The following is a 24,761-nucleotide window of genomic DNA, read 5'->3' on the forward strand; positions in this document are numbered from 1 at the left end:
CAGGCTGTCAGCCGCCTCGCGCACCCCGGACTCGGCCCGGAGCGGTCGCGTTCACAGGTCTGTCTCGTGGCGCGGGCCGACACGCACGGTTCGTGCAGCCCACCAACTACTCCACAGGGTACGACGCGGTGGGGGTCTGTGGGGAGGTCTTTTCGTTCGCGCCCGCAGGCCGCACGCCCGCGTCACGGGCAGCCGTGTGGGACCGTCGACGAACGGGTATCGCGGTCGAGGTGCCCCACGACCGAGGAGGACCCATGGCGACCGGGACACCGCCCGCCCCCGAGGCGGACGAGGAGGCGCCGGACGTTGGCACTCGCGGCCTGGTGGGCGGACTCGCGGAGGATGTCGGTCCGCTGCTGTCGGCTCACGTCGCGCTCGCCAAGCAGGAGGTGTCCGAGGGCGCGAAGGCGAAGGCGGCCGGCGCCGGGATGCTCATCGGGACCATCGTGCTGCTCTGGTTGGCGGTCCAGGGTCTGCTGATCGCTGCGGGAGCGGCACTGGCCCTGGTCGTGCCGGTGTGGGCTGCCGCGCTGATCGTCTCCGGGGTGCTACTGCTCCTGGGTGTGATCCTTGCCCTGGTGGGACGACGATTGCTGGCCACCCCGATCACGGTCGACACGACGAGGTCGGAGGTCGAGCAGACCGTGCGCGTGGTGCGCGAACGATTGGGGCGGGCGTGAACGCGAGGGACAAACGGCTGGCGAGCGAGCGCGCGGAGGTCGAGCGCGCGCGGGAGCGTCTGGCCGGACGGCTCGACCGGGTTGACGAGGAGGTCCGAGGGCACGTGGCGAGCGCAGCGCAAACCATCGCGTGGAAGGCCGGGGCCGCGGCGGCAGCGTTCGTCGCGGCGCTCACGACCCGCAAGGTCCTCAACCTCCTCTGGACGCGACTCCGCGGCAGCGAGCCGCCAGAGGATCCCACGGACCCGGCGACGGGCTGGGGCGACGCGGTCGGGTGGACGGTCGCCACCACGGTGGGGGTCGGGGTCGCTCAGCTCGTCGCTCGGCGAGGTGCCGCAGCCGGCTGGGCGAAGGCGACCGGGGACAGCCCACCGGGCTTCGACCGCTGAGGCGAGCGAATCCGCCCCCACGGGCCCGGTGGGGCGGATTCAGGAATCGGGGCGCGAGCCCGCCTCGGCACGATACCCGGTGCCGCGGGGGGTCCCGTCGTCGCTGGAGGAGGCCGCGGCCTCCTCCAGCGACGCCGCCCATTCCGCGGCCGCGGACACCAGGGGGCTGAACAGGTTCCAGGCGTCGACGCCACCGGCCCACCCGGGGGGGTCACCGAGCAGCTTCAGCGGACCCGCCGGGGTCCGGGGCTCCTCGGCAGGGGGAACCCCGAAGCCTTCGATCGGCTCCGCCGTGCGGCTCCAGCGGGTCGCCTCGAGCTCCTCGAGGGGCAACGCGCGACGAGCCGTCCCCCGCGAACGTTGGCGGCGCGCCTCCGCCAATTCGGCGAGCAACCGCTCCCTCCCGCGGCCCCGCACCTTGAACAGCGCGAACGGCTCCTCCGCGAGCAGCTCCTCGAACGCTTCCCAGAGCGCGGCGACGTGCGCGCACGGCCACACGCGATCGGCGCAGTCGCAGGAGGTGGCGAGCTCCTCGTAGCGGGGGAACACGCGCACCCCGGTACCTGCCAGCTCCGCGTCCAGCCCGTCGGGGGCCTGCCCGGCGAGCAGGCGTGCGCTGTGGCGCAGCTTGCCCGCGAGGACCTCGATCACGGTGATCCAGGCCTCGTCGTCGAGGGGCGTCAGTTCCAGTTCGGGCGTGTAGGGCGTGGCCCGAGCGTCCTGAACCCGCACCGACACCCTGCCGGGCTGCACGCGGAGATCACCGGTGCGGCTCGCTCGGTGGAACGCGTGCCCCTGGCGGAGGCGCTTGGTGACCTCGACGTCCGGCCGCTCGACGAGTGCCCGCCACGCCGCGGCCCAGTCACCAGCGCTCTCGGCGCTGCCCGACCCGGCCACGGATTCCCTGGCGTCAGTCATGGTGCGCCCTCCTATCCGGTCGCCTCGAGGGCATCGCTCCACGTCCCGTCCTCGTCGATCTCGCTGATGTCGGCGTCACTGCCGAGCGCGACGAGCTCGGCGATCTCGTCGTCGCCGAGCTCGGTCACCCACGCCTCGCCCGCGCCGACCACCGAGTCCGCGAGGTAGCGCTTCGACTCCAGGAGGTCCGCCACACGCTCCTCGACCGTGCCCGCGGTCACGAGCTTGTGGACGTCGACCGTGTGGTACTGACCGATCCGATGGGCCCGGTCGGTGGCCTGGTCCTCGACCGCCGGATTCCACCACCGGTCGTAGTGGATCACCTGCGTCGCGGCCGTCAGGTTCAGGCCCGTGCCGCCCGCCCGCAGGCTCACCACCAACACCGGCACGGGCGAGGTCCCGTCCTCGCCCTGGAAGCGCGCGACCATCCGGTCGCGAGCGGTGGCGTTCACCCCGCCGTGCAACAGCGGCACGTCGACGTCCAGGTCGCGGGCGAGCACCTCGGACAGGATCCGCCCCATCGCGACGTACTGCGTGAAGATGATCACCTGCTCGTCCGAATCGAGCGCGTCGCGCACGAGGTCGCGGCAGACCGCGAGCTTGCCGCTGCGCGTCGCGAGGTCGTCCACCCCGCTCTCGTCGAGCGTGCCGTACGCCTGCGCCGGGTGGTTGCACACCTGCTTCAGCTTCGTGAGCAGCGCCAGCACCCGGCCGCGGCGTTCCATGTCCGAGCCGTCGGCCGCGACGGCCCCGCCGGTCTCGAACGCGGCCGAGACCTCGCGCTCGTAGTGCTCGGCCTGCTCGGGGGTGAGCGGGCAGACGACCGTGCGCTCGATCTTGTCCGGGAGGTCGCTGATGACCTCGGGGTCCGTCTTCTCGCGCCGCAGGATGAACGGGGCGACGAGGCGGCGCAGGCGCAAGGAGGCGGTCGCGTCCCGGCGCTTCTCGATGGGGGTGACGAACTGCCGGCCGAATCGCGCCCGGGTGCCGAGCAGGCCGGGGTTGGTCACGTCCATGAGCGACCACAGCTCGGCGAGCCGGTTCTCGAGCGGTGTGCCGGTCATCACGACGGTGTGGCCGCTCTGGAGCCGGCGCACCGCCTTCGCGCCTGCGGTTTGGGGATTCTTCACGTGTTGCGCCTCGTCGAGCGTGACGACGTCCCATCCGACCTTCTCGAGCAGGTCGACGTCCCGTCGCAGCGTCCCGTAGGTCGTGAGCACCACGCCGTTCGGCTCGTCGAGCGCGGAGGGACGATCGCTGCCGTGGTGACGGGTGACGGGCAGTTCCGGCGCGAACCGGCGCAACTCCCGTTCCCAGTTCCCGACGACCGAGGTCGGGCACACGACCAGGTGCGGACCACCACCGCGAACGAGCAGATAGCCGATCAGTTGGATCGTCTTGCCCAGCCCCATGTCGTCGGCGAGGACGGCACCGAACCCGAGGCGACCCATCCCGGCGAGCCACGCGACGCCTCGCTGCTGATACGGGCGCAGCTCCCCCTCGAACCCGACGGGCTCGCGGATCTCGGCCGGCCCGCGATCGGCCTCCTGCAGCCGCCGGACGAGCTCGGCGACGCGCCCGTCGGCGACGACCTCGGCCTCGGTCCCGGCCGCGGGGCCCTCACCGGACGCGGGCTGGGCCCCGGAAAGCGCCAACCCCAGTGCGTCACCGAGCAACAGGGTGCCCGGTTCCGACAGGCCACGGATGCGCTCGGCCTCCTCGGGATCGAGCCGCACCCACTGGTCCCGCCACCGCACCAGCGGTCGCTGGGCAGCGAGCAGCCCCGCCACCTCCTCCTCGTCGAGCGGTTCGTCGCCGAGGACCACCTCCCAGCGGAACGGGATCTCCGCCGCGTCGAGCTCAGGCGCGTGGTCCGTCGCCTCGTCCGCCTCCTCGCCGACCCGCAGCCGCACGCGCAGGTGCCCGGTGGCCAGCTCGTCCGGCAGCTGGACCAGCACCCCGGCGGCCTCGAGCAGGGGTGCGGCCTCCGACAGGAACTCCCACGCGCCTTCGAGGTCGAGCGTCACGGCCTCGGGCACCGCTTCGGCGAGCGCCTGCTCGAGCGGCGGGAACACGCGCGCACAACGACCGAGGCCCGCAAGCAGGACCTCCTGGCGTGCGAGGCCGCCGGGGTCGTCCTCGTCGTCCTGGCTCGCCCAGACCTGGTCCGCGGGCAGGAACGCCCCGGTCTCGGTTCGAACACCGAGGTGAAGGACCCAGTCCCCCTCGGGGTCGGATGGCGCGACGAGCCGCAACTCCGTGAACACTCCGGCGTCGTCGGCCGCCACCGTCGCGTGCCAGCCGGCGACGCCCGCGACGAGGTCGGCGGCATCGTCACGCAGCGGCACCAGAGGGTCGGACGTGTCCCGCAGCGCCTCCTCCCAACGGGCGGTCCACGGCAGGATCCGCGCACGCGGCCGACCCTCCCGAGGGTCGGCGGATCCCTCGCGGGCGCAGAGGTCGGCCACCCCGTCGCAAAAGACCGCGAGCAAGTCGTCAGGCCGCCAGACACCGTCGTCGCCGTCGCGGGGGACCGCATGCGCGGCCGGCGGCAGGACCGTGACGAGCCGGCGCAACAGGGTCTCGGCGTCCTCGTCACCGGTCGGCAAGGCCCGCCACGTTCCCGCGACCTCACCGGTCTCCTCGTCGAGGGCGAGGGACGGGACGATCCGGTGCCCGATCACCAGCCGCCACGCCAGACGGGCCGTGAGCGCGAACGCGCGGAGGCTGTCGGGACGTCGCCGGTGAAGCGGGCCGACATCCGCCGGCACGGCGAGCAGGGCCGGCAGCGCGTCACGCAGCCGGATCGCGCGAACGGCCACCTCGGCCGCCCGGGGCACGACCCCGCCGTGGTCGCGATGCAGGACGGCGAGCCGGGCGTGGGCGGGCTCCCCCGGCGGCAGCCCGAGGGTGCGCGCGGCATCCGCGAGATCGGAGGGTGACGCTCCCGGACCCGAGGCACCCGTCGGGTCAGCATGTGACCCGTCGGCCCCGTCGACCCGGTCCGGTGCCTCGCCGGACGGCGTGTCGAGCGGGGAGTCACCGCGGGGCGCGGCGTCGTAGACGAGCAGCTGTCCCCATGCGGGAACGAGCCCGGCGGGCAGGTAGGTGACCTGTAGATCGGCGCGCATCGTCCTCAGACGCGAGTGGGTGAGCACACGGACCCCCCCACGCTACTGCGAGGCCACCCGGGACGCTCGGACATCGTCCGCGCGACGAGCCCGGGCCGCCCCCCTCACCGCGCAGCGGCCTCCAACTTGCCCAGCAGGTCGCGCACCGCTGCCGCGGGGATCTGGTCGCCGTCGGTCTGGGCCAACAGCTCGCGCAGCTCGGCGGCGAGGGCGGCACGCTCGGCCGTGCGGCCGCGGCGCAAGACCTCGCCGGGATCGATCGCCTCCCCGGTCGCGGTGGCCTGGTCGTGCTCCGCGGAAGTGTCCGCGCCGTCAGCACCGTCGAACAAGGGGCGCTGCTGTCCGAGGGACCCGGCAGGCCCGGTGGCCTCGTAGTCGGTCAGCCGCTCGCCGGCGAGGGTCGCGGCCCACCAGGTGAGGCCCCGATCCCAGGAGGCCCCCGGCGGACGCTGCCGCGGGATGCGGCCGCGGAAGGCGACCTCGGCGATCGTGTCGGCCACGACGTCCTGCACGAAGGGGTCCTCCGCGAACCGGGCCCGCAGGGTCTCGACGAAGTCGGGCGGCGGGGGTCCACCCGTGAGCCGTTCCGCGAGCGCACTGACGACGGGACGGGAACGCTGCAGCCACCGCCACGCGTAGCCGGGGGGCCGGGGCAGGCGGCCGGAGGTGGGCTCGCTCACGCGTGCTCCTCGGTCGACCGATCCCCCCAAGCCTAATGGACGGACGCGGGGCGTGGTCGCAGGCGCACACGGAGCAGCTCGTTCCGCCGGCGGAGTCACCCACCCCCGTCGGCGGCGGGCTGCTACGCGCGCGCCGGTGTGGTCGGTTTCCGGGCGGGCCGGCGCGCCTCGTACGCGCCGATGTCCTCGTCGTGCTGCAGCGTCAGTGCGATCGGGTCCAGCCCGTTGACCAGCATGTGCTTCGTGTGCTGATCGATCTCGAAGCGCTCGTGGACCGACTCCGCCACGAGGGTCTGCTCGGGGAGATCGATCCGGATCGGAGCGCTCGGGTCGGCGGTGGCCAGGTCGACGAGCCGCTCGCAGGCGGCGGTCGACAGCTCCACGGTGAGCAGCCCGTTCTTGGCGCAGTTGGTCCTGAAGATGTCGGCGAAGCTCGGCGCGACCACCGCCTCGAACCCGTACTGCTGCAGGCCCCACGGCGCGTGCTCACGACTGGAGCCGGTGCCGAAGTTGGGCCCGGCCACGAGCACGTTCCCGCCCTGGTAGCGGGGATCGTTGAGGACGAAGTCGGGGTCGGCACGCCAGTCCTCGAACACGACCTCGCCGTAGCCGGTGCGCTCGACCTTCTTCAGGTGCTGCTTGGGCATGATCTGATCGGTGTCGATGTCCGCGCGCCACAGCGGCACCATCGTTCCGGTGATCACGGTCACGGGATCCACGGGTCGCTCCCTGCCGTCGGGTGGTCGGCCTTGTCGTCATCGGCGGTGGTGACGGGCCGGCTAACCCACGCCACCGCCGGCCAGGTAGGGGTTCTCGGCGAGGCGCGCCGGCTCCTCGCGCACATCGACGAAGTGCCCGTGGATCGCCGCGGCGGCGGCCATCACCGGGCTGACGAGGTGGCTGCGCCCGCCCTTGCCCTGGCGGCCCTCGAAGTTCCGGTTGCTCGTCGACGCGCAACGTTCACCCGGTTCGAGGATGTCGGGGTTCATGCCCAGACACATCGAGCAACCGGCCTCGCGCCACTCGAACCCGGCCGCCCGGAAGACCTCGTCGAGGCCCTCGGACTCCGCCTGGAGCTTCACCATCGTCGAGCCGGGCACGACCATGGCCCGCACCGTCTCGGCCACTTTGCGGTCCCGAACCACGCCGGCCGCGGCCCGCAAGTCCTCGATGCGCGCGTTCGTGCACGACCCGATGAAGACACGGTCGATCGGGATCTCGGTGATCGTCTCCCCGCCGTCGAGCCCCATGTACTCCAGTGCCCGACGGGCCTGCTCGGCGTCGCGGGTCTCGTCGGGACGGGGCACCCGTCCGGTGACGGGCACGCTCATGGCCGGGGTCGTGCCCCACGTCACGGTGGGCTCGATCGTCGCGGCGTCCAACTCGTGGGTCCACGCGAACTCGGCGTCGGGATCGGTCGGCAGGTCGCGCCAGTCCTCGAGGGCACGATCCCAGTCCGCACCCTGCGGCGCGTGCGGTCGGCCCTTGAGATACGCGAAGGTCGTCTCGTCCGGGGCGATCATGCCCGCCCGCGCACCGCCCTCGATGGACATGTTGCAGACGGTCATGCGGCCTTCCATCGACAGCGCCTCGATCGCGCTGCCCCGGTACTCGTACACGCTGCCGACCCCGCCCTCGACGCCGAGGTCCGCGATGACGCGCAGGATCACGTCCTTCGCGCTCACCCCGAACGGCAGCTCACCGTCGACCTGGATCGCGGCGGGCTTCGGCTTGCGCTGCGACAGCGTCTGCGTGGCGAGGACGTGCTCGACCTCGCTGGTGCCGATGCCGAACGCGAGCGCCCCGAACGCACCGTGCGTCGAGGTGTGGCTGTCCCCGCACACCACCGTCATCCCCGGCTGGGTGAGGCCCAGCTCCGGGCCGATCATGTGCACGATGCCCTGCTCCCGGGCGCGGGTCGAGAACAGCCGGATCCCGAACTCGGCGCAGTTGCGCTCCAGCGCCTCGATCTGCTTCGCCGACAACGGATCGGTGATCGGCTCGCTGCGATCGGTGGTCGGCACGTTGTGATCGACCGTGGCCAGCGTGAGGTCCGGACGCCGTACCGGCCGCCCCGCCAGGCGCAGCCCGTCGAAGGCCTGCGGGCTGGTCACCTCGTGCACCAGGTGCAGATCGATGTACAAAAGGTCCGGATCGTCACCCCCCGACCGGACGACGTGCTCGTCCCACACCTTCTCGAACAGGGTTCGACCCGACATCCTCCTGGGCTCCTCGCTCGTGGCCGGGTCCATGGTGGTGGACCCGCCGGATCGGGGTGGTCGGACTAGGCGTTCCAGCGGTCGCCGGCCTGCATGCGGTCGGCGACCGTGCCGTTCACCTGCACGTTCTCGCTCTCGACCAGCTCGAAGCTCACCGTCTCGTCTCCAGTGTGCTCGCTGACCGCCTGTGCGACCCGAGCGACGAGCCGCTGCTCCTCCTCGGGCGTCTGGTCGGGGGCGACGTGCAGCTTGACGTTTGCCATCTCGGTGCTCCTCCTGGTGGTCGTCCACGGGTCCGGTGCGCCGCCGGCAGCCCGGCCGCCGGCGGCCTCCGGTGGTTACGGGGTGTCCATCGGACTGCGGGCCGCGTCGTCCCGTGCCCGCTGCAGGCGCATCGACTTGTTGAGCGCCGCGAGGAACGCGCGAGCGCTCGCCTCGACGACATCGGTCGAGACCGCGCGCCCGGTGTAGCGCTGGTCGTCGACCTCGACCTGCACGGTCACGTCGCCGAGCGCGTCGATTCCCTTGGTGACGGCCGCGACGTTGAAGTTGACCAACGTCGGGGTCGCCCCGACCCATGGCCGCACGGCCTGGCGGATCGCGCCGCAAGCCGCATCGACCATCCCGTCGCCGGTCGCCGTCTCCTCGTGGATGGAGGCGTCGGCGGTGCGACGAACGACCACGGTGGCCTCGGGTTGGCTCACCGTGCCTCCGGTGACCTCGAGCCGGTCCAGCTCGAAGGCCTCCTCGGTGTACGCGAAGACCTCGTCGGCAACCAGTGCCTCGAGATCAGCGTCCGTGACCTCGACCTTCTTGTCGGCCAGCTCCTTGAAGCGCTCGAAGGCGCGCTTGGTCTCCTCGGCGGTGAGGTCGTACCCCATCTCCTCGAGCTGCGCGCTGAACGCATGCCGGCCGGAGTGCTTGCCGAGGACGATCTGGCGTCCCTCGAGGCCCACGTCCTCGGCGCTCATGATCTCGTAGGTGAGCCGGTCCTGGAGCACACCGTGCTGGTGGATGCCCGACTCGTGGGCGAACGCGTTCTTGCCCACCACGGCCTTGTTGAACTGCACCGGGTAGCCCGTCAATGTGCTGACCAGGCGGCTCGCGCGACCGATCTCGCGGGTGCGCACCCGCGAACGCCGCCCCAGCACGTCCTCACGGGTCGCGAGCGCCATCACGACCTCCTCGAGCGAGCAGTTGCCCGCACGCTCGCCGATCCCGTTGACCGCGACCTCCACCTGGGTGGCCCCGTGACGCACCGCCTCGATCGAGTTCGCGACCGCCAGGCCGAGGTCGTTGTGGCAGTGCACGCTGACCGCGACCTCGGGGCCGACGCGACGCACGATGTCACCGATCGTCGCGCCGAAGTCGTGTGGGATCGCGTATCCCACGGTGTCGGGAATGTTGACCGTCGTGGCCCCGGCCTCGACGGCTGCGTCGACGATGCGCTTGAGGAACTCGTCGTCGGTGCGTGTGGCGTCCTGGGGGCTGAACTCGACGTCGTCGGTGAACTCGCGGGCCCGCTGGATGCCCTCGACGGCCTGGGCGACGATCTCGTCCTCGCTCGCGCCGTGGTGCAGCACGTGCCGGTGGATCTCGCTGGTCGAGAGGAACACGTGGATACGACCGTGCTGGGCCGGACCCACCGCATCCGCCGCGCGCTTGATGTCGTCGGGATGGCAACGGGCCAGTGCGGCGATCACCGGCGGCTGGTCGGCGCCCTGAGCCAAGGGCTGGGCCCCGACGGTCTCGGCGATCGCCTTGACCGCGTCGAAGTCACCCTGGCTCGTGATCGGGAAGCCGCCCTCGATGATGTCGACACCGAGGCGGCCGAGTTGCTCCGCGATCTCGAGCTTCTCCTTCACGTCGAGGGAGATGCCCGGCGCCTGCTCGCCGTCGCGCAGGGTCGTGTCGAAGATGCGTACCGGCGCACCGGTCGCGTGCGTCGTCTGCTCGCTCATGATGGTCGCTCCTGCTCGCCTGGGGAATGGACCCGCACCCTCTGATGCGCTCCGCGGGGGGCTCGGTGCGGATAGCGGCGCCCGCCCGCGGCATCAAAGGACGAGAAGGAGCAGGCCAATGAGGAGGCCGGGTACGAATACGCGCAGGATCGCCGGTGCACCCGGGCGCGGGTGCACGCGGTCGGCGGAGTTCGTGCGCGCGATCACGACCCCTCTTGTACGTGCGTGAGCAGCGCCTGTCAACCTGACCGTAACAACGAGGACTCGCTCCGACGCATAGGCTGTTGCCTCGTGGAGGTCATGATGCGTTGCGCCGTGCCCGACAAGCCGGGCTCCCTCGCCCATCTCGCGGGGGTCATCAGCGACGCCGGGGGCGACATCCAGGCCGTCGAGGTCGTCGAGCACGTCGTCGATGCCGATGGGAGTGGCCGGGCGATCGACGACCTCGTCGTCGTGATCGACGGTGAAGCGGGAGCGAACCTCCTGGACCGCGTCAGGGACCTGCCCGACATCGAGCTCGTGCACGCCGGCCCGTCCCGGGGGCACCCAGGCGACGCCGTGACGCGCATCGCGGTGGCACTCGAGGCGCTGCTCACCGGCCAGACCGAGCCGGACCGCGGAGGGGCGACCCTGCTCGGCGGGCAGCTCCGCGCGCACGAGGCCCGGGTGGTGTCGCGCAGCCAGGCGCCCGAGCCCCACGGGCGACGGCTGGTGTTCGACTGGGGTCGGGACGTCCTGGTCGTCGAGCGCGACTACCGCTTCGCCGATGCGGAACGCGAACGCGCCGACGCCCTCGTCCGGCTCTGTCAGCTCGTTGCCGGCCCCGGCGACGCGGCGGTCACCCCGGCCACGTCGCCACCCGATCACGGGTAAGCGCACACGCGACACGCCCGCCGTCCTGCCGCTGCCGAACGCGGACTGGCAGGACTGCGGCTCGCGGTCAGAGAGCTCCCAGCAGGGCCGAGCGGTCGCTCAGAAGCTCGGCCAGCTCCCGGAGGAATCCGGCCCCCTCACCGCCATCGACGACGCGGTGGTCGAACGCGATCGACAGCTCGAGCACCGGTCGGACGGCGAGCTCACCGTCGGCCACCCACGGCCGGTCGGCGATCCGCCCGACCCCGAGGATCCCGACCTCGGGGTGATTGATGACGGGGTTCCCGCCGTCCATGCCGAAGGCACCGAAGTTCGAGACCGTGAAGGTCGAGCCCGTGAGCTCCCGGGGCTCGAGCCGTCCCTCGCGGGCGCCGGCCGCGAGCCGCTCCAGTTCGCGAGCGATCTCGAGCGTCGAGCGCTGATCCGCATCGTGGATGACGGGGACGAGCAACCCACGTTCGGTCTGCACGGCAACACCGAGGTGGATCGGCCGGTACCGCACGATCTCCCCGGCGCCGTCGGCAGCCGAGGGGTCGAAATGGGCGTTCAACTCGGGGAACCGCTGCAAGGCCGCCACGCACGCCCGCAGCACGATCACGAGCGGCGAGATCTTCACGTCCTCGTGCCGCGCGCGCAGCCCGTCGCGCAACGCGATGACATCGCTGGCATCGATCGAGACCCAGGTGGTTGCCTCCGGGATCTCCCGACGCGAGGTGGACATCCGCTCGGCGATCCGCTTGCGCACGCCCGACAGGGGGATCCGCTCGACCTCGTCGTCCCGTGCCGGGCCGGTGGCGGCGGGTTCCGCCCCTGCAGCGGTTCCCCGAGCGGACTCCTCCCCTTCGTCGGCCGCGGGAGCGGGGGTTCGCGAGGAGGTGGGTTCCGCCGCGGGAGCGGCCGACTCGGGCGTGCTCGGCACGGTCGTCCCTGCCGCCGCGTGGACGTCCTCGCGGGTGATGAGACCGTCCGGCCCGGTGGGTTGGACGGCCCAGAGATCGACGCCCAGGTCCTTGGCGAGCTTGCGCACCGGGGGCTTCGCGAGGGGCCGACCGCGGCGGTCGGTCGGCGGGGCGCCCGTGGCTCCGTTCGGCCCGGGCGGCGCGGCCACCTCCGCCGACCCGGGCGCCTGGCCTCCGCGACGACGCCGGGTGCCCTCAGCGGCAGTGCCGTATCCCACGAGCACCGAGCCGCTCGACTCGTCCCCGCCGTCGGCGGACGCGTCCGCACCCTCAGCACTCACCGACAACAACGGATCCCCGACGGCGACCTCGGCACCGATCGCGGCGTGCAGCGCCGTGACCACGCCGTCGTAGGGGATCGGCACCTCGACGACGGCCTTGGCCGTCTCGACCTCTGCGATCGGCTGGTCAACGGCCACGGTGTCGCCGACGTCGACGAGCCAGCGCACGATCTCGCCGCTCTCGAGCCCTTCACCGAGGTCGGGCAGGTTGAAGGTCTGCGCATCCATCGCGATCACACCCCCTAGAACGCGAAGCTGCGCTCGACCGCGTCGAGCACGCGGTCAACGTCGGGCAGGAAGTACTCCTCGAGCTTGGCGGGCGGATAGGGGATGTCGAACCCCCCGACCCGCAGGACCGGCGCCTCGAGGTGGTAGAAGGCGCTCTCGGTCACCCGGGCGGCGAGCTCTGCGCCGTAGCCCGCGAACACCTGGGCCTCGTGCACGACCACGGCCCGGCCGGTGCGCTGCACGCTGTCGACGATGGTGGCGACGTCGAGCGGCACGAGGGTGCGCAGGTCGACGACCTCCAGATCCCACCCCTCGTCCTCGGCAGCCGTGGCGGCGTCGAGGCACGTACGCACCATCGGACCGTAGGCGAACAGCGTGGCGGTGGGAGCACTCGCCGGGTCCCCGGGGGAGGTCGCGGCCCGACGCACGACCGCGGTACCGAACGGCTCACGTTCGATCGGGAGCTCGATCTCCTCCTTCGACCAGTAGCGACGTTTGGGCTCGAAGAAGATCACCGGGTCGGGCTGACTGACCGCCTCACGCAGCAGGGAGTAGGCATCGCCGGGGGTGCCCGGCGAGACCACCTTCAACCCCGCCGTGTGGGCGAAGTAGGCCTCGGGGCTCTCGGAATGGTGTTCCACCGCTCCGATACCGCCCCCGTAGGGGATGCGCACGACCACGGGGGTGGTCAAGGCCCCTCGGGAGCGGTTGCGCATCTTCGCCAGATGGCTGACCAGCTGTTCGAACGCGGGATAGGTGAACCCGTCGAACTGCATCTCGACGACCGGCTTGTAGCCGTACATCGCCATCCCGATCGCGGTCCCCACGATCCCCGACTCGGCGAGTGGCGTGTCGAAGCAGCGCGTGCCGCCGAAGCGCTCCTGCAGCTTGTCGGTGATGCGGAACACTCCCCCGAGCACCCCGACGTCCTCGCCGAACACCACGACGCCGTCGTCCATCTCCATCGCGTCGTGCAACGCCGTGTTGAGGGCTGCCGCCATCGTCACCGACATCAGGCGTCACCCCCCTCGCGCGAGGTGAGCTCGCGGTCGAGCAGCGCGCGCTGTTCCGCGTAGGTCCCCGGGGGGTGCACGTACACGTGCTCGAACAACTCGCGCGGGTCGCCGTGCGGGGCGTCGTAGACGTTCTCGCGTAGCCGGTGCGCGAGCGCGTCCGCCTCGGCGTCGATCTCTTCGCGGGTCGCGGCGTCGAGGATCCCCTCGCGCTCGAGGAAGGACTGGTAGCGGGCGATCGGGTCGCGGCGCTGCCACTCCGCGAGCTCGTCGTCGGAGCGGTAACGGGTGGGATCATCGGCGGTGGTGTGCGCCTCCATGCGGTAGGTGACGGCCTCGACGAGCGCGGGGCCCTCCCCCTGTCGCGCACGATCGACCGCGCGCCGCATGACCGCGTAGGTGGCGAGCACGTCGTTGCCGTCGCACCGGTACCCCGGCATGCCGTACCCGACGGCCTTGTGGGCGATGGTCGGCGCCTTCGTCTGCTGCGACAGCGGGACACTGATCGCGTACTGGTTGTTCTGGACCAGGAAGACGCACGGCGCCTCGAACACGGCTGCGAAGTTCAGCGCCTCGTGCGCGTCGCCCTCGCTCGTCGCGCCGTCACCGAAGTAGCTCGCCACCACGAGGTCGGCTCCGTCGAACTTCGCGCCCATCGCGAACCCGGCCGCGTGCAGCGCCTGCGTCCCGATGGGGATCGACAGCAATCCGAAACGGTGCTCGTGGGGGTCGTGGTCACCGAGCCAGGTGCCGCGGAAGGTGTGCAGAATCGCTTCCGGCGGAACACCGCGCACGAGCGCCGCGCCCATCTCGCGGTAGCTGGGGAAGGCCCAGTCCTGGGCGTCGAGCGCGTACGCGCTCCCGACCTGCGCGGCCTCCTGACCCAGCAACGAGGCGTACACCCCGAGCTGTCCCTGGCGCTGCAGGTTGATGGACTGCTTGTCCGCTCGGCGTGAGAGCACCATGTAGCGGTAGAGCTCACGATGATCGGCATCCTTGAGGTCGAGCGGGAACCCGCTGACGTCGTGCAGCGCGCCGTCGTCGTCGAGGAGTTGGACGGGCTCGAGGGGCGGCAGCAGTTCGGCCGGATCATCGGACGTGTTCGGGGAGACGCCCTGAGGGCGGACAGCGTCGTCGCTCATGGCCGGATAGCTCCCTGTCATCGCGGGCGCGGGGTTGCCGCATCCGCGGGCGGTCGCCACGCCCCTCCCGAAGGACTCGGACGTGGCGCTGGGGCAGGCACGATGCGACCGGGTTGCGATCGCGGATCGCGCTCGGCCTCGCACGGCGAGGTGCCCTGAGCGTAGTGCAGTGCCCCATCCCGGTAAACCTCGGTCACCGCTGTGACGGGGACAAACGGGGGGCACTCTGGGGCCATGACAGTCGACACGCCCCGCAGTCCCGGTCTCGTGCTCGTCGCCCACGGCACCCGCAACCTCGACGCCGTGGACGAGATCGAGGGCCTCTGCCGACAGGTGCGTCGTCGGATCGCCGCGCCCGTCAGGTACGGCTGGGTCGAGTGGGACCTGGTCGAGCCCAGCCCGGCCGAGGCGGCCGAGCAGGCCTTGGCCGACGGTGCGGATGCGCTGGTCACGTTGCCGTTCCTCGCGTTCGCGGCGGGCCATTCGAAGACCGACGTCCCCGGGGAGCTCGCGCCGTTCCACGATGCGCACCCGGATCTGCCCCTGTATCACGGCCTCGTGCTGGGACAGCACCCGCGCCTGCACGACCTCGCCCGTCGGCGGATCGCCGATGCCCGCCGGACCCTGGGGCTGCCCCCCGAGGCCGGGGAGCAGGAGGCGCTGCTCGTGACCGGTCCGGGCAGCTCCGATCCCGACGCCAACAGCGAGCTGGCCAAGGCCGCTCGTTTCGTCGCCGACACCTCCAGCTACCGCTGGGCCGAGATCGCGTTCGCCGGGGTGACCTGGCCGCGACCCGACGAGGCCGTGCGCCGCCTCCACCGCGCCGGCTTCGAGCGCATCACCCGGTTCTCGTGGTCGCTGCTCGCCGGCAAGCTCGAGGCTCGGGTGGACGACCTGATCAACGAGGCGTGGCAGGACATTCCGAGCGTCGAGATCGTGGACGCGGGGCGTTTCGGGCCCGCGGACGAGGTCGCCGATGCGGTCGCCGACCGCTACCACGAGGCTCTGCACGGGGACCCGCGGAGCAACTGCGATCTCTGCCAGTTCCGCCTGCCGCTGCCGGGGCGCGAGAACCGCGCCGGGCTACCCAGTGCAGGCGGCACGGGCGAGCGGATCCGCGCCGACGCCGCGGCGATCCAGGCGAGCCGCGCCGACGATCCGAACTATCTCGACTGGAAGAAGGCCTAGCTCCCGCCCGTTTGTGCTCGGGAGGCGCGACCCCGGAGGACCCGGTGACCGCGGCGGCTAGGCTGTCCAGCCGTGAATGCGCCGCAGCGTCTGGCCCGTGACGTCGTCGCCGCGCTTGCGGCGGTCCTGCTCGCGCGGCTCGCGATCAACGGCGGGGTCCGGGTCGTATACCCGTTCCTCCCCGAGATCGCACGCGGGCTCGGGGTGTCCCTCGCGGTCGTCTCCGGCCTCGTGGCCCTGCGCTCGCTCGTGGGCATCGCCGCCCCCGCTGTGGCACGGATCACCGAGTCCCTCGGCCGCCGCAACGTCATGCTCGTCGGGCTCGGCACGGCGTTCGTGGGGGCGCTGCTCGTGGTCGCCGCCCCGCTGGCGGGCGAGTCGCCCCTGTTCGGGCCCCTCGCCCTGGCGGCGGCCGGGTTCGTGGCCGCCGGCGCGGCGAAGCCGCTCTTCGACGTGCCGATGCAGGGCTGGTTCGGGGCGCGCGTGCCCTACGCACAGCGCGGCCGGGTGCTCGGCATCACCGAGCTGACGTGGGCACTGTCGCTGCTCGCCACCGTCCCTCTGGCCGGCGTGCTGATCCCCCGCTTCGGGTGGCAGAGCGCCTTCGTGATCGTGGCGACCCTCGCCGTCACCGGTCTGCTGGCGGTCCGCCTCCTGCTCGCCCCCGATCGGCCGAAGGAGCGCTCGCCCCGACCTCTGCGCCTCACGTCCACCCGCGTGCGCATGCTCGTGGTGATCCTCGCCTACAGCGTCGCCGCCGAGCTCATGTTCGTCGTCTACGGAGCGTGGCTCGAGGACGACCTCGGGCTGTCGGTCACCGCCATCGGCGTGTTCACCATCGTCGTGGTCGTGAGCGAGCTCGTCGGCGAGGGCGGAGTCGTCGGGTTCGCGGATCGGCTCGGGCCCAGGCGCACGATCCTGCTCGGGCTGCTAGTGAGCGGCATCGCCTACGCGAGCCTCGGTGCCGTGGGAGGGTCGCTCGTCGCCGGTGTCGCCGTGGTCGTCGTCTGGTTCGTCGGCTTCGAGGTCACGATCACCGCGACGATCCCGCTCGTGTCCGAACTCGCCGCAGAGTCGAGGGACCGGCTGCTCTCGCTCATGGTGTCGACCATCGCGTTGGCGCGCGGCATCGGGGCACTGCTGGGGCCGCCGCTGTACGAGCTGGGCGGGATCGCCGCATCGGGACTCGCCGCGGCCGCGCTGGTCGCGGCCGCGGGAGCGCTGCTCACAGGCGTCGCGGAGCCCGCACGCACGAGGACTCCGGGCCGCCACAGCGGGTCGGTCTAATAGCCGAGTCGCGGGTCCACGTACCCGATCAGGTCACGACCCTCGCCGTAGCGCCGCACGTTCTCCTCGATGCGCGCGGCCAGGAGCGGTTGGGCCATGTCCTCGGTGTTCGCGATGTGGGGGGTGATGAGGCAGTTCGGCAACGACCAGAGGGGGTGACCGTCCGGTAGCGGCTCGGGCTCGGTGACGTCCAGCGCCGCACCGCCGATCGTGTCGTCCCGGAGCGCCTCGAGGAGTTCCTCGGTCACGACGTGGCCACCGCGCGCGACGTTGACGAGCCAGGCGTGCGGCTCCATCAGCTCGAGCTCGACCTGCCCCACGAGGCTGCGCGTCTCGGGTGTCAGCGCGAGCGCCAGAACCACCAGATCCGCGCCCTTCAGGGCCTCGTACCGCCGCTCGAAGTCGAGCACTCGGTCGACGCCCTCGATCTCCTGCGCGTGACGTCGGACGACCGTGATGTGGCACTCGAACGGCCGCAGCAGTCGCACCAGATGTTCGGTGACCCCGCCACCCCCGAAGATCGTCACCCGACCACGGACGAGGCTGATCCCGGCTTCTCCGCTCCACCCCTCGGCGCGAGCGTAGCGCTGCAGCTCGCGCAATCCGGCGAGGCCGAGGGCGAGCGCGTGCTCCGCGACCGGTTCGGCGTAGACGCCCTTCCCGCACGTCCAGACGTGGTCGTCGTCGAAGACGCCCGCCGCGGCATAGGGCTCCACCCCGGCCCACGGGAGCTGCACCCAGCGGATGTCGGGGTATCGGGCGAGCAGGTCGGTCAGGCCCTCGGGATCCGCGACATCGGTCCAGACAAGGGCCTCAGCGTCGACCGGGTCGACGAGCTCGCCACCGCCCCGACGGACCGCCTCGCGGACATAGTCGCGCGTCCCGACCGGGGCGACCGCCACGCGGGGCCCGCCCATGGTTCCCTCCTTGTACCGCACGTCCAAACGCGTCCGGCGTGAGGCGATCAGCGCCTCGGAGGCCTGCACCCTATCGGACCCCGCGAGCGGACCCGCGCACCGATCAGGTGAGTCCGTGGCTCTCCAGGTCGATCTGGCGGGCGGTGGTGGCGCCGATCTCGCGCGCGATCGCATCCACGGTGTCGCGCGGGATGGTCGAATCGACGGTCATCGCGATCAGCGCCTCGCCACCGGCGTCGTGGCGTCCGACCTGCATGGACGCGATGTTGACCCCGGCCTCGCCCAGGCGACTGCCGATCAGCCCGACGATCCCCGGGCGATCCGAGTACGAGAAGAACACCATGTGGTCCGCGGGGTCCATGTCCACGTCGAAGCCCATGACCTCGACGATGCGCTCACGGTTCCCGGTCCCCACCAACGTGCCGGCCACGTGCACGCCCCCGGCGCTGAGGCGGACGAGCGACACGAAGTCCTGCGTCTCACGGGTGGCCAGCGTGGAGACCTTGAGCCCGCGCTCCTCCGCCAGCAGCGGGGCGTTCACGAACGTGACCGGCTCGCCCGAGACGTCGGTGAGCAGGCCCCGCAGCGCGGACAGCGTCAGCGCCTGGGTGTCCTCGTCGGCGAGCTTGCCCCGGTACTCGATCGTGATCTCGTTCGCCGCGCCCGCGTGCAGCGCCGTGAAGGTGCGACCGAGCTTCTCGGTGAGCGTCATGAACGGCTTGACCGCTTCGGGGATGCCGGAGGAGACCTGCACGTTGACCGCACTGGGCACGTAGTCACCCGCCAGCGCGAGGCGCACAGCCTCCGCGACCATCGTGCCGGCCTTGTCCTGGGCCTCCTCGGTGGACGCCCCCAGATGCGGGGTCACCACGATGTTGTCGAGCTCGAAGAGCGGGCTCTCCGTGGTCGGCTCGGTCTCGAAGACGTCCAGTGCCGCGCCGGCGATCCAGCCCTGGCTGAGCGCCCGGTGCAACGCCTGCTCGTCGACGATCCCCCGCGCGACGTGTTGACGACGAGGGCCGTCGGCTTCATCGCGCGCAGCTCGTCCTCGCCGATCGCGCCGACCGTGTCAGCCGTCTTCGGCAGGTGCACCGTGAGGACGTCCGCGGTGCGGCAGAGTTCGGGGATCGTGGGGACGAGCTCGACGCCCATCTGAGCCGCGCGCTCCTGCGACACGTACGGGTCATAGGCCATGAGGCGCATACCGAACGAGGCGCAGCGCTGCGCCACGAGCGCACCGACGCGCCCGAGCCCCAGCACACCGAGCGTCTTGCCGTGCAGCTCGGTCCCGCTGAAGGCGCTGCGGTTCCACTCGCCGGCCGTCAGGCTCGCGTGGGCCGGCGGGACCCTCCGCGCGAGCGACAGCAGGAGCGCGACCGCGTGCTCAGCGGCGCTGATCACGTTCGACTGGGGCGCGTTGCAGACGATCACGCCCTTCTCGGTCGCCGCGTTCACGTCCACGTTGTCGAGACCGATGCCCGCCCGGGCGATCACCTTCAGGTTGTCCGCGGCGGCGATCACATCGGCATCGATCGTGGTCGACGAACGCACGACCACCGCGTCGTACTCGCCGATCGCGTCGACGAGCTCCTCCTTGGACAGGCCGGTGCGGACGTGCGTGTCGAAGTGCTCGGCGAGCTCTTCGACGCCGGATTCACTGAGCTTGTCCGCGACGAGCACGCGCATGATCTACAACTCCCTGGGTCGAGCGGTCACCGGGCGTCGAGCCTCGGCAGCCCCATCGGTTCGCGTGGCGTGTGGGGGTGCCTCAACCGTAGCCCGCTTGTGCGCGCACTCACAAAGTGAGGGGCTGGCCAGCGAGAACGACCCCGCCGCTCCGATCACGACACCCGTGACCACCCCGGACCGGGAACGGCCGTCTCACCCGCGGGCGACGGCAGCGGCCAACGCCTCCCGAAAGCGTGCCACGTCCTCGTCGGTGGTGTGCAGGTGCGGCGCCACCCGCACCGCCGCGCCCCGCACCGAGACGTGCACCGCGTGATCGGCGAGCGACGCGGCCAGCCCTTCGGTCCCGATGCCACCGGGCAGGCTGAGTCCGAGCATGTGCGAGGAGCGCGCCGCGACCGGGGGTGGCGTCGCGCCGACCGTCGAGGCGGCCGCGGCCAGCTCGTGGGTGCGGGCCGCGAGCGTTGCCTCGATCCGTTCAACGCCCCAGTCCAGGAGACGCTCCATCGCGGCGACCGCCATCGGCACCAGCGTGAAGTTCGCCGTCTCGCCGACGTCGTAGCGGCGCGCTCCGGGGCGCAGGTCGTCGCGGTACTCGGCAACGCGCGCGAAGTCGTCGCTGCCCTCGCGGGCCATCCAGGAGGCCTCCAGCGGACGGCCCTCCCGACGCTGCGGCGCCGCCCAGAGGATCCCGAGGCTGTACGGCCCGAGCAGCCACTTGTAGCAAGCCGCGACGAGGAAATCCGGCTCGGCTTCTGCGAGGGGCAGGCTGACGGCGCCGAGCGCCTGGGTCGCATCGACGACGAGCGCCGCACCGACCGCACGCGCGGCAGCCCCCACGCGGGCGAGGTCCACGCGAGTGCCGTCGGTCCAGTGAACAGGTGGCACGGCCACGACGTCGGTGCGTTCGTCGATCGCCCGCTCGACCGCGCCCGCCCAGTCGTCGTCGGAGGGACGCGCCACGGTGACGACCCGTCCCCCCACGTCGGTCGCGAGTTCGCGCCACGGGTAGACGTTCGAGGGGAACTGCTCCTCCAGCACGATGACCGTCCGGCCGGCTCCGAGGCCGACGTTGCGCGCGGCCGTCGTGATCCCGTAGGAGACGGACGGCACGAGCGCCACCCCCTCGGCGGTCGCTCCCTCGAGCCCGCTGCGTTCGAGCAGCTCGGCGGTACGGGCGCGCAGCCGCTCGACCTCGGAGAAGAAGTCCTCGGGGCGGATGCGCCACGGGGCCGCGCGGCGCTCGATCGCCGCATGGCCCGCGGCCGCGACATCGCGCAGGAGCGGGCCGATGTAGGCCGTGTTGAGGTAGGCGACGTCGTCGGCCAACTCGAAGGCGTCCCGCTGCGGATCCAGTGGCGTGGCCCGCGTGCCCGTCCGAGACTCCGCCACGCGATCAGTCCTCGCCGGGCTGCGGCAGGAACGGCATCATGCCGCGCAACCCGCGGCCGACCTCCTCGATCGGGTGCTCCGCGTGCCGGCGGCGCATCGCCTGGAACCCGGGTTGGCCCGCCTGGTTCTCGAGGATCCACGTGCGCGCGAACGAGCCGTCCTGGATCGCGGTGAGCGCCTCGCGCATGCGCTCCTTGACGGTCCCGTCGACGATGTAGGGGCCCGAGTGGTAGTCGCCGAACTCGGCGGTGTCCGACACCGAGTACCGCATCCGGGACAGCCCTCCCTCGTAGAAGAGGTCCACGATGAGCTTCAGCTCGTGCAGCACCTCGAAGTAGGCCACCTCGGGCTGATAGCCGGCCTCGGTGAGCGTCTCGAACGCCTTCTCCACGAGGCTCGAGACGCCCCCACACAGGACCGCCTGCTCGCCGAAGAGGTCGGTCTCGGTCTCCTCGGCGAAGGTCGTCTCGATCAGCCCGGCCCGCGTCGCACCGAGTGCCCTCGCGTACGCTCGGCCGAGCTCGTGGGTGTCCCCCGTCGGGTCCTGGTGCACGGCCAGGAGCGCCGGAACGCCCGTCCCCTCGGTGTAGGTGCGACGCACGATGTGCCCCGGGCCTTTCGGCGCGATCATGAACACGTTCACGTCCGCCGGGGGCACGATCTGGTTGTAGTGGATGTTGAAGCCGTGCCCGAAGACGAGCGCGTTGCCCGGTGCGAGCCCCGGGCGCACATCGCGTTCGAAGACCTCCGGCTGGACGGTGTCGGGCAGGAGGACGACCACCACGTCCCCGCGCTCCGCGGCCTCACGCGTCGACGCGACCTCCAGCCCCGCCTCGCGGGCCCGCTCGCGACTGCGGGAGCCCTCGGGGAGACCCACGACGACCGGCACCCCGGACTCGGCCAGGTTGCGGGCATGGGCGTGCCCCTGGGAGCCGTAGCCGAGAACCGCGACGGTCCTCTGCTGGATCCGAGTCAGGTCGGCGTCGTCGTCGTAGTACAGCGTGGCCATGGGACACTCCTCGGTTCGGGGGTCTGGAACGGGGGCTGTGGGGGCTGTGACCGGTCGGGTCCACCGGAGCGGGCGCGCGGGCGGGCGCACCGCCCACGTCGACGGTCACCGGCCCGGAGCAGGACGCAGCCTACTGGGGTGCGGCGAGCTAGGCGCTGCGCTCGAGGCGCAGTGCACGCCCTTCGGTGATGCTCTTGGATCCCCGCCCGACGGCGATCATGCCGCTGCGCACCAACTCGCGGATGCCGTACGGGGTGAGCATGCGCACCAGCGCTTCGAGCTTGTCGGTCGCCCCCGTCGCTTCGAGCGTGATCGCGTCGATGTCGACGTCGACGATCCGGGCGCGGAACACCTCGGCGAGCTCCTTGACCTCGCCGCGCTTGTCCCCCTCGCACGCCACCTTGATGAGCCAGAGTTCCCGGGTCACCGCGTCGTCGGGTTCGAGCTCGACGATCTTGAGGACGTTCACCAGCTTGTTGAGCTGCTTGGTGACCTGCTCGAGCGACTGGCTGGCCGCGTCGACAACGATCGTCATGCGGCTCACCTCGTCGACCTCGGTCGGGCCGACCGCGAGCGACTCGATGTTGAACCCGCGTCGGCTGAACAGGCCGGAGACGCGCGAGAGCACTCCGGGCTTGTTCTCGACCAGGACCGAGAGCGTGACCTTCGACACGGTGACCTCCGGGAAGCGTCGGGTGGGCAGCGGAACGGCGACGGACCGCCCACCGCCCGTGGGGATGGGCGGGTGGGCGGTCAGACGACGTTCTCGCCCTCGCGCAGATGCTCGGGGATCTCGGATCGGGTGGGCTCGCCGCCGGGTTCCCCGGCACCGCCGGCGGGCCCGCCGCCGACCTGGGCGTACCACTGCTCGGCGGACTCGATGATGTCGTCGTTGCTCGCGCCGGCCGGCACCATGGGGAAGACCTTCTCGGTGATGTCACACCGGAAGTCCACGATGATGGGCGAGTCGGTGACCGCGAAGGCCTTGTCGAGTGTCGCGGCGACGTCGGCGGGATCATCGCAACGGAATCCCGGACACCCGAAGGCGTCCGCGAGCTTGGTGAGGTCCGGCACCTCGAAACCGAGGTCGATCTGGCTGAACCGCTCGTCGTAGAAGAGTTCCTGCCACTGCCGGACCATGCCGAGGCTGCCGTTGTTGATGACGCAGAAGACCACCGGGATGTTCTCGGTCTTCGCGGTCGCGAGCTCCTGCAGCGTCATCTGGAAGCTGCCGTCGCCGTCGATGGCCACGACCCGATCCCCGGGACGGCCGGCCTTCGCGCCGATCGCCGCCGGCACGCAGAAGCCCATCGTTCCGAGCCCTCCCGAGTTGATCCAGCTGCGGGGCTGCTCGTAATCGATGAGCTGCGCCGCCCACATCTGATGCTGGCCGACGCCGGTGACGACGACGCCGCCGCCCTCGGCGTTCAGGCGCTCACCGATCGCCGCGATCGCGGTCTGCGGCTTGAGCGGCCCCTCCTCGGGTTGCTCGCGGCGCAGCGGGTGCTGGGTCTGCCAGGTGCGCAGGGTCTCCCACCACGGGCCGCGGTCGACGCCGGCGCGCTCGCCGTCGAGCGCCTCCAGCAGCTGCTCGGCCACCACGCGACAATCGCCGACGATCGGGACGTCCACCATGCGGTTCTTGCCGATCTCGGCCGGATCGATGTCCACGTGCACGATCCGAGCGTCCGGGGCGAACGCGTCGAGGCGGCCGGTGACCCGATCGTCGAAACGCGACCCCAGAGCGACGAGCAGGTCGGACTTCTGCATCGCCGTCACGGCCGTCCAGTGGCCGTGCATCCCGGGCATGCCGAGATGGTTGGGGTGGCTGTCGGGCATCGCGCCGCGTGCCATGAGGGTCGTCACGACGGGGATCTCGAGGCGCTCGGACAGCTCGCGCAACGCCTCGTGGCCGCCGGCCTTGACGATCCCACCACCGACGTAGAGGACCGGACGCTCCGCGGACCGCATCAGGCGGGCGGCCTCGCGGACCATCTTCGAGTGCCCGCGCGTGGTCGGCTTGTAGCCGGGCAGCTGCAGCCGCTCCGCGGGTTCATAGTCGAACGTCGCGTTGAGGACGTCCTTGGGCAGGTCCACGAGCACCGGGCCCGGACGACCCGTGGAGGCGATGTGGAACGCTTCGCGGATGGCGCCGGCGATGCGGTGCGGGTCGGTGACCATCTCGTTGTGCTTGGTGATCGGCATCGTGATGCCGGTGATGTCCGCCTCCTGGAAGGCGTCGCCACCGACGGCACCGGTCGGCACCTGGCCCGTGATCGCCACGACGGGGATCGAGTCCATGTAGGCGTCGGCGAGGGCGGTCACCAGGTTCGTGCCACCCGGGCCGCTGGTCGCCATGCACACGCCGACCCGTCCGGTGGCGTGCGCGTACCCCTCGGCCATGTGCCCGGCGCCCTGCTCGTGGCGCGCGAGCATGTGGCGGATCGACGAGTCGATCATCGGGTCGTACGCCGGAAGGATCGCCCCGCCCGGATGGCCGAACATCACCTCGACGCCCTCGTTCTCGAGGGCCTTCAGAACCGCTTTCGCGCCGGTCATCTCCATGGTTCCCTCGGTGCTCGTGGTTCGGTGGCTGACGGTCGATCCGGTCCACTCACGAAAAAGACCCCCCGGCCGGTGTTCGGCTGAGAGGTCCGCGTCCGGTTGCGAGCGTACGAGCTACCCGCCGACCAGACGCGGCCGGGGTACGAGAATGAGAACGCCGCGACGCAGCGCACACACCGCGTCACTCATCAGCGCACCTTCCGGTCGTCGGTCCGGGACCCGGCGGGGGTCCGCAGCGGTGTC

The 24,761-nt window shown here is 71.7% G+C and carries 20 protein-coding genes and 1 pseudogene; 5 read left to right on the forward strand and 16 right to left on the reverse strand.

Features of this window, described 5'->3' with window-relative positions; genetic code table 11:
• Positions 1–254 precede the first annotated feature (254 nt).
• Both ER308_RS05305 and ER308_RS05310 read left to right on the forward strand, forming a co-directional pair.
• A complete protein-coding gene (locus ER308_RS05305) occupies positions 255–680 on the forward strand; it encodes a phage holin family protein (RefSeq protein ID WP_131154015.1) in 426 nt (141 codons plus the stop codon).
• A complete protein-coding gene (locus ER308_RS05310; protein WP_165491837.1) occupies positions 677–1,069 on the forward strand; it encodes a DUF4235 domain-containing protein in 393 nt (130 codons plus the stop codon). The genes ER308_RS05305 and ER308_RS05310 overlap by 4 nt, the downstream gene beginning before the upstream one ends.
• 39 nt (positions 1,070–1,108) lie before the next feature.
• On the opposite strand, the gene ER308_RS05315 is transcribed toward ER308_RS05310, so the two are convergent.
• From ER308_RS05315 to ER308_RS05345, 7 genes are all read right to left on the reverse strand, one after another.
• Positions 1,109–1,987, reverse strand: coding sequence for an SWIM zinc finger family protein (locus ER308_RS05315; protein WP_131154017.1), 879 nt, complete (start codon positions 1,985–1,987; stop codon positions 1,109–1,111).
• An 11-nt stretch (positions 1,988–1,998) separates the two neighbouring features.
• Entirely contained in the window at positions 1,999–5,118 is a 3,120-nt protein-coding gene (locus ER308_RS05320; RefSeq protein ID WP_131154018.1) for a DEAD/DEAH box helicase, read from the reverse strand.
• Positions 5,119–5,222: 104 nt separating this feature from the next.
• On the reverse strand, positions 5,223–5,798 hold the full coding sequence (locus ER308_RS05325; protein WP_131154019.1) for a hypothetical protein: 576 nt from the start codon (positions 5,796–5,798) through the stop codon (positions 5,223–5,225).
• 122 nt (positions 5,799–5,920) lie between these two features.
• Positions 5,921–6,517: a 3-isopropylmalate dehydratase small subunit gene (gene leuD, locus ER308_RS05330; protein ID WP_131154020.1), complete on the reverse strand. Its 597-nt coding sequence runs from the start codon at positions 6,515–6,517 to the stop codon at positions 5,921–5,923.
• Positions 6,518–6,577: 60 nt separating this feature from the next.
• Complete coding sequence (leuC, locus tag ER308_RS05335; protein ID WP_131154021.1) at positions 6,578–8,017, reverse strand: 3-isopropylmalate dehydratase large subunit; 1,440 nt, start codon at positions 8,015–8,017, stop codon at positions 6,578–6,580.
• Between the two features lie 65 nt (positions 8,018–8,082).
• Positions 8,083–8,280, reverse strand: a complete 198-nt coding sequence (locus ER308_RS05340) for a hypothetical protein (RefSeq protein WP_131154022.1) — start codon at positions 8,278–8,280, stop codon at positions 8,083–8,085.
• Between the two features lie 75 nt (positions 8,281–8,355).
• Complete coding sequence (locus ER308_RS05345; RefSeq protein WP_131154023.1) at positions 8,356–9,978, reverse strand: 2-isopropylmalate synthase; 1,623 nt, start codon at positions 9,976–9,978, stop codon at positions 8,356–8,358.
• A 291-nt stretch (positions 9,979–10,269) separates the two neighbouring features.
• Here ER308_RS05345 and ER308_RS05350 point away from each other — a divergent pair, with 291 nt between their 5' ends.
• Positions 10,270–10,851: an ACT domain-containing protein gene (locus ER308_RS05350; protein WP_131154024.1), complete on the forward strand. Its 582-nt coding sequence runs from the start codon at positions 10,270–10,272 to the stop codon at positions 10,849–10,851.
• A 67-nt stretch (positions 10,852–10,918) separates the two neighbouring features.
• On the opposite strand, the gene ER308_RS05355 is transcribed toward ER308_RS05350, so the two are convergent.
• The 3 genes from ER308_RS05355 to pdhA are packed head-to-tail and all read right to left on the reverse strand — an operon-like array spanning position 10,919 to position 14,474.
• The gene (locus ER308_RS05355) at positions 10,919–12,319 is read right to left on the reverse strand and encodes a dihydrolipoamide acetyltransferase family protein (protein ID WP_131154025.1); all 1,401 of its coding nucleotides are present in this window, start codon (positions 12,317–12,319) and stop codon (positions 10,919–10,921) included.
• Between the two features lie 14 nt (positions 12,320–12,333).
• Positions 12,334–13,332, reverse strand: coding sequence for an alpha-ketoacid dehydrogenase subunit beta (locus tag ER308_RS05360; RefSeq protein WP_131154026.1), 999 nt, complete (start codon positions 13,330–13,332; stop codon positions 12,334–12,336).
• Positions 13,332–14,474: a pyruvate dehydrogenase (acetyl-transferring) E1 component subunit alpha gene (pdhA, locus tag ER308_RS05365; protein WP_165491838.1), complete on the reverse strand. Its 1,143-nt coding sequence runs from the start codon at positions 14,472–14,474 to the stop codon at positions 13,332–13,334. The genes ER308_RS05360 and pdhA overlap by 1 nt, the downstream gene beginning before the upstream one ends.
• A 234-nt stretch (positions 14,475–14,708) precedes the next feature.
• Between pdhA and ER308_RS05370 the strand changes: the two genes are divergently transcribed.
• Together ER308_RS05370 and ER308_RS05375 are read left to right on the forward strand one after the other, a co-directional pair.
• Complete coding sequence (locus ER308_RS05370) at positions 14,709–15,662, forward strand: sirohydrochlorin chelatase (RefSeq protein ID WP_131154028.1); 954 nt, start codon at positions 14,709–14,711, stop codon at positions 15,660–15,662.
• A gap of 72 nt (positions 15,663–15,734) precedes the next feature.
• Positions 15,735–16,949: an MFS transporter gene (locus ER308_RS05375; RefSeq protein WP_131154029.1), complete on the forward strand. Its 1,215-nt coding sequence runs from the start codon at positions 15,735–15,737 to the stop codon at positions 16,947–16,949.
• Here the strand turns inward: ER308_RS05375 and ER308_RS05380 are convergent.
• The 6 genes and pseudogenes from ER308_RS05380 to ER308_RS05405 all read right to left on the reverse strand — a co-directional run bounded on the left by ER308_RS05380 (position 16,946) and on the right by ER308_RS05405 (position 24,518).
• Positions 16,946–17,866 (reverse strand): D-isomer specific 2-hydroxyacid dehydrogenase family protein, encoded by a 921-nt coding sequence (locus tag ER308_RS05380; RefSeq protein WP_131154030.1) that lies wholly within the window; start codon positions 17,864–17,866, stop codon positions 16,946–16,948. The two genes, ER308_RS05375 and ER308_RS05380, sit on opposite strands and share 4 nt — an antisense overlap.
• A gap of 103 nt (positions 17,867–17,969) precedes the next feature.
• Positions 17,970–19,552 (reverse strand): annotated as a pseudogene (serA, locus tag ER308_RS23110) (phosphoglycerate dehydrogenase).
• 195 nt (positions 19,553–19,747) lie between these two features.
• On the reverse strand, positions 19,748–20,944 hold the full coding sequence (locus ER308_RS05390; RefSeq protein WP_205745916.1) for an aminotransferase class V-fold PLP-dependent enzyme: 1,197 nt from the start codon (positions 20,942–20,944) through the stop codon (positions 19,748–19,750).
• A gap of 4 nt (positions 20,945–20,948) precedes the next feature.
• Positions 20,949–21,953 (reverse strand): ketol-acid reductoisomerase, encoded by a 1,005-nt coding sequence (gene ilvC, locus ER308_RS05395; RefSeq protein ID WP_131154031.1) that lies wholly within the window; start codon positions 21,951–21,953, stop codon positions 20,949–20,951.
• 148 nt (positions 21,954–22,101) lie between these two features.
• A complete protein-coding gene (gene ilvN / locus ER308_RS05400) occupies positions 22,102–22,626 on the reverse strand; it encodes an acetolactate synthase small subunit (RefSeq protein WP_131154032.1) in 525 nt (174 codons plus the stop codon).
• A gap of 80 nt (positions 22,627–22,706) precedes the next feature.
• Positions 22,707–24,518: an acetolactate synthase large subunit gene (locus tag ER308_RS05405; protein ID WP_131154033.1), complete on the reverse strand. Its 1,812-nt coding sequence runs from the start codon at positions 24,516–24,518 to the stop codon at positions 22,707–22,709.
• Positions 24,519–24,761 lie beyond the last annotated feature (243 nt).

Source organism: Egibacter rhizosphaerae (genome assembly GCF_004322855.1).
GTDB classification, from domain to species: Bacteria; Actinomycetota; Nitriliruptoria; order Euzebyales; family Egibacteraceae; genus Egibacter; species Egibacter rhizosphaerae.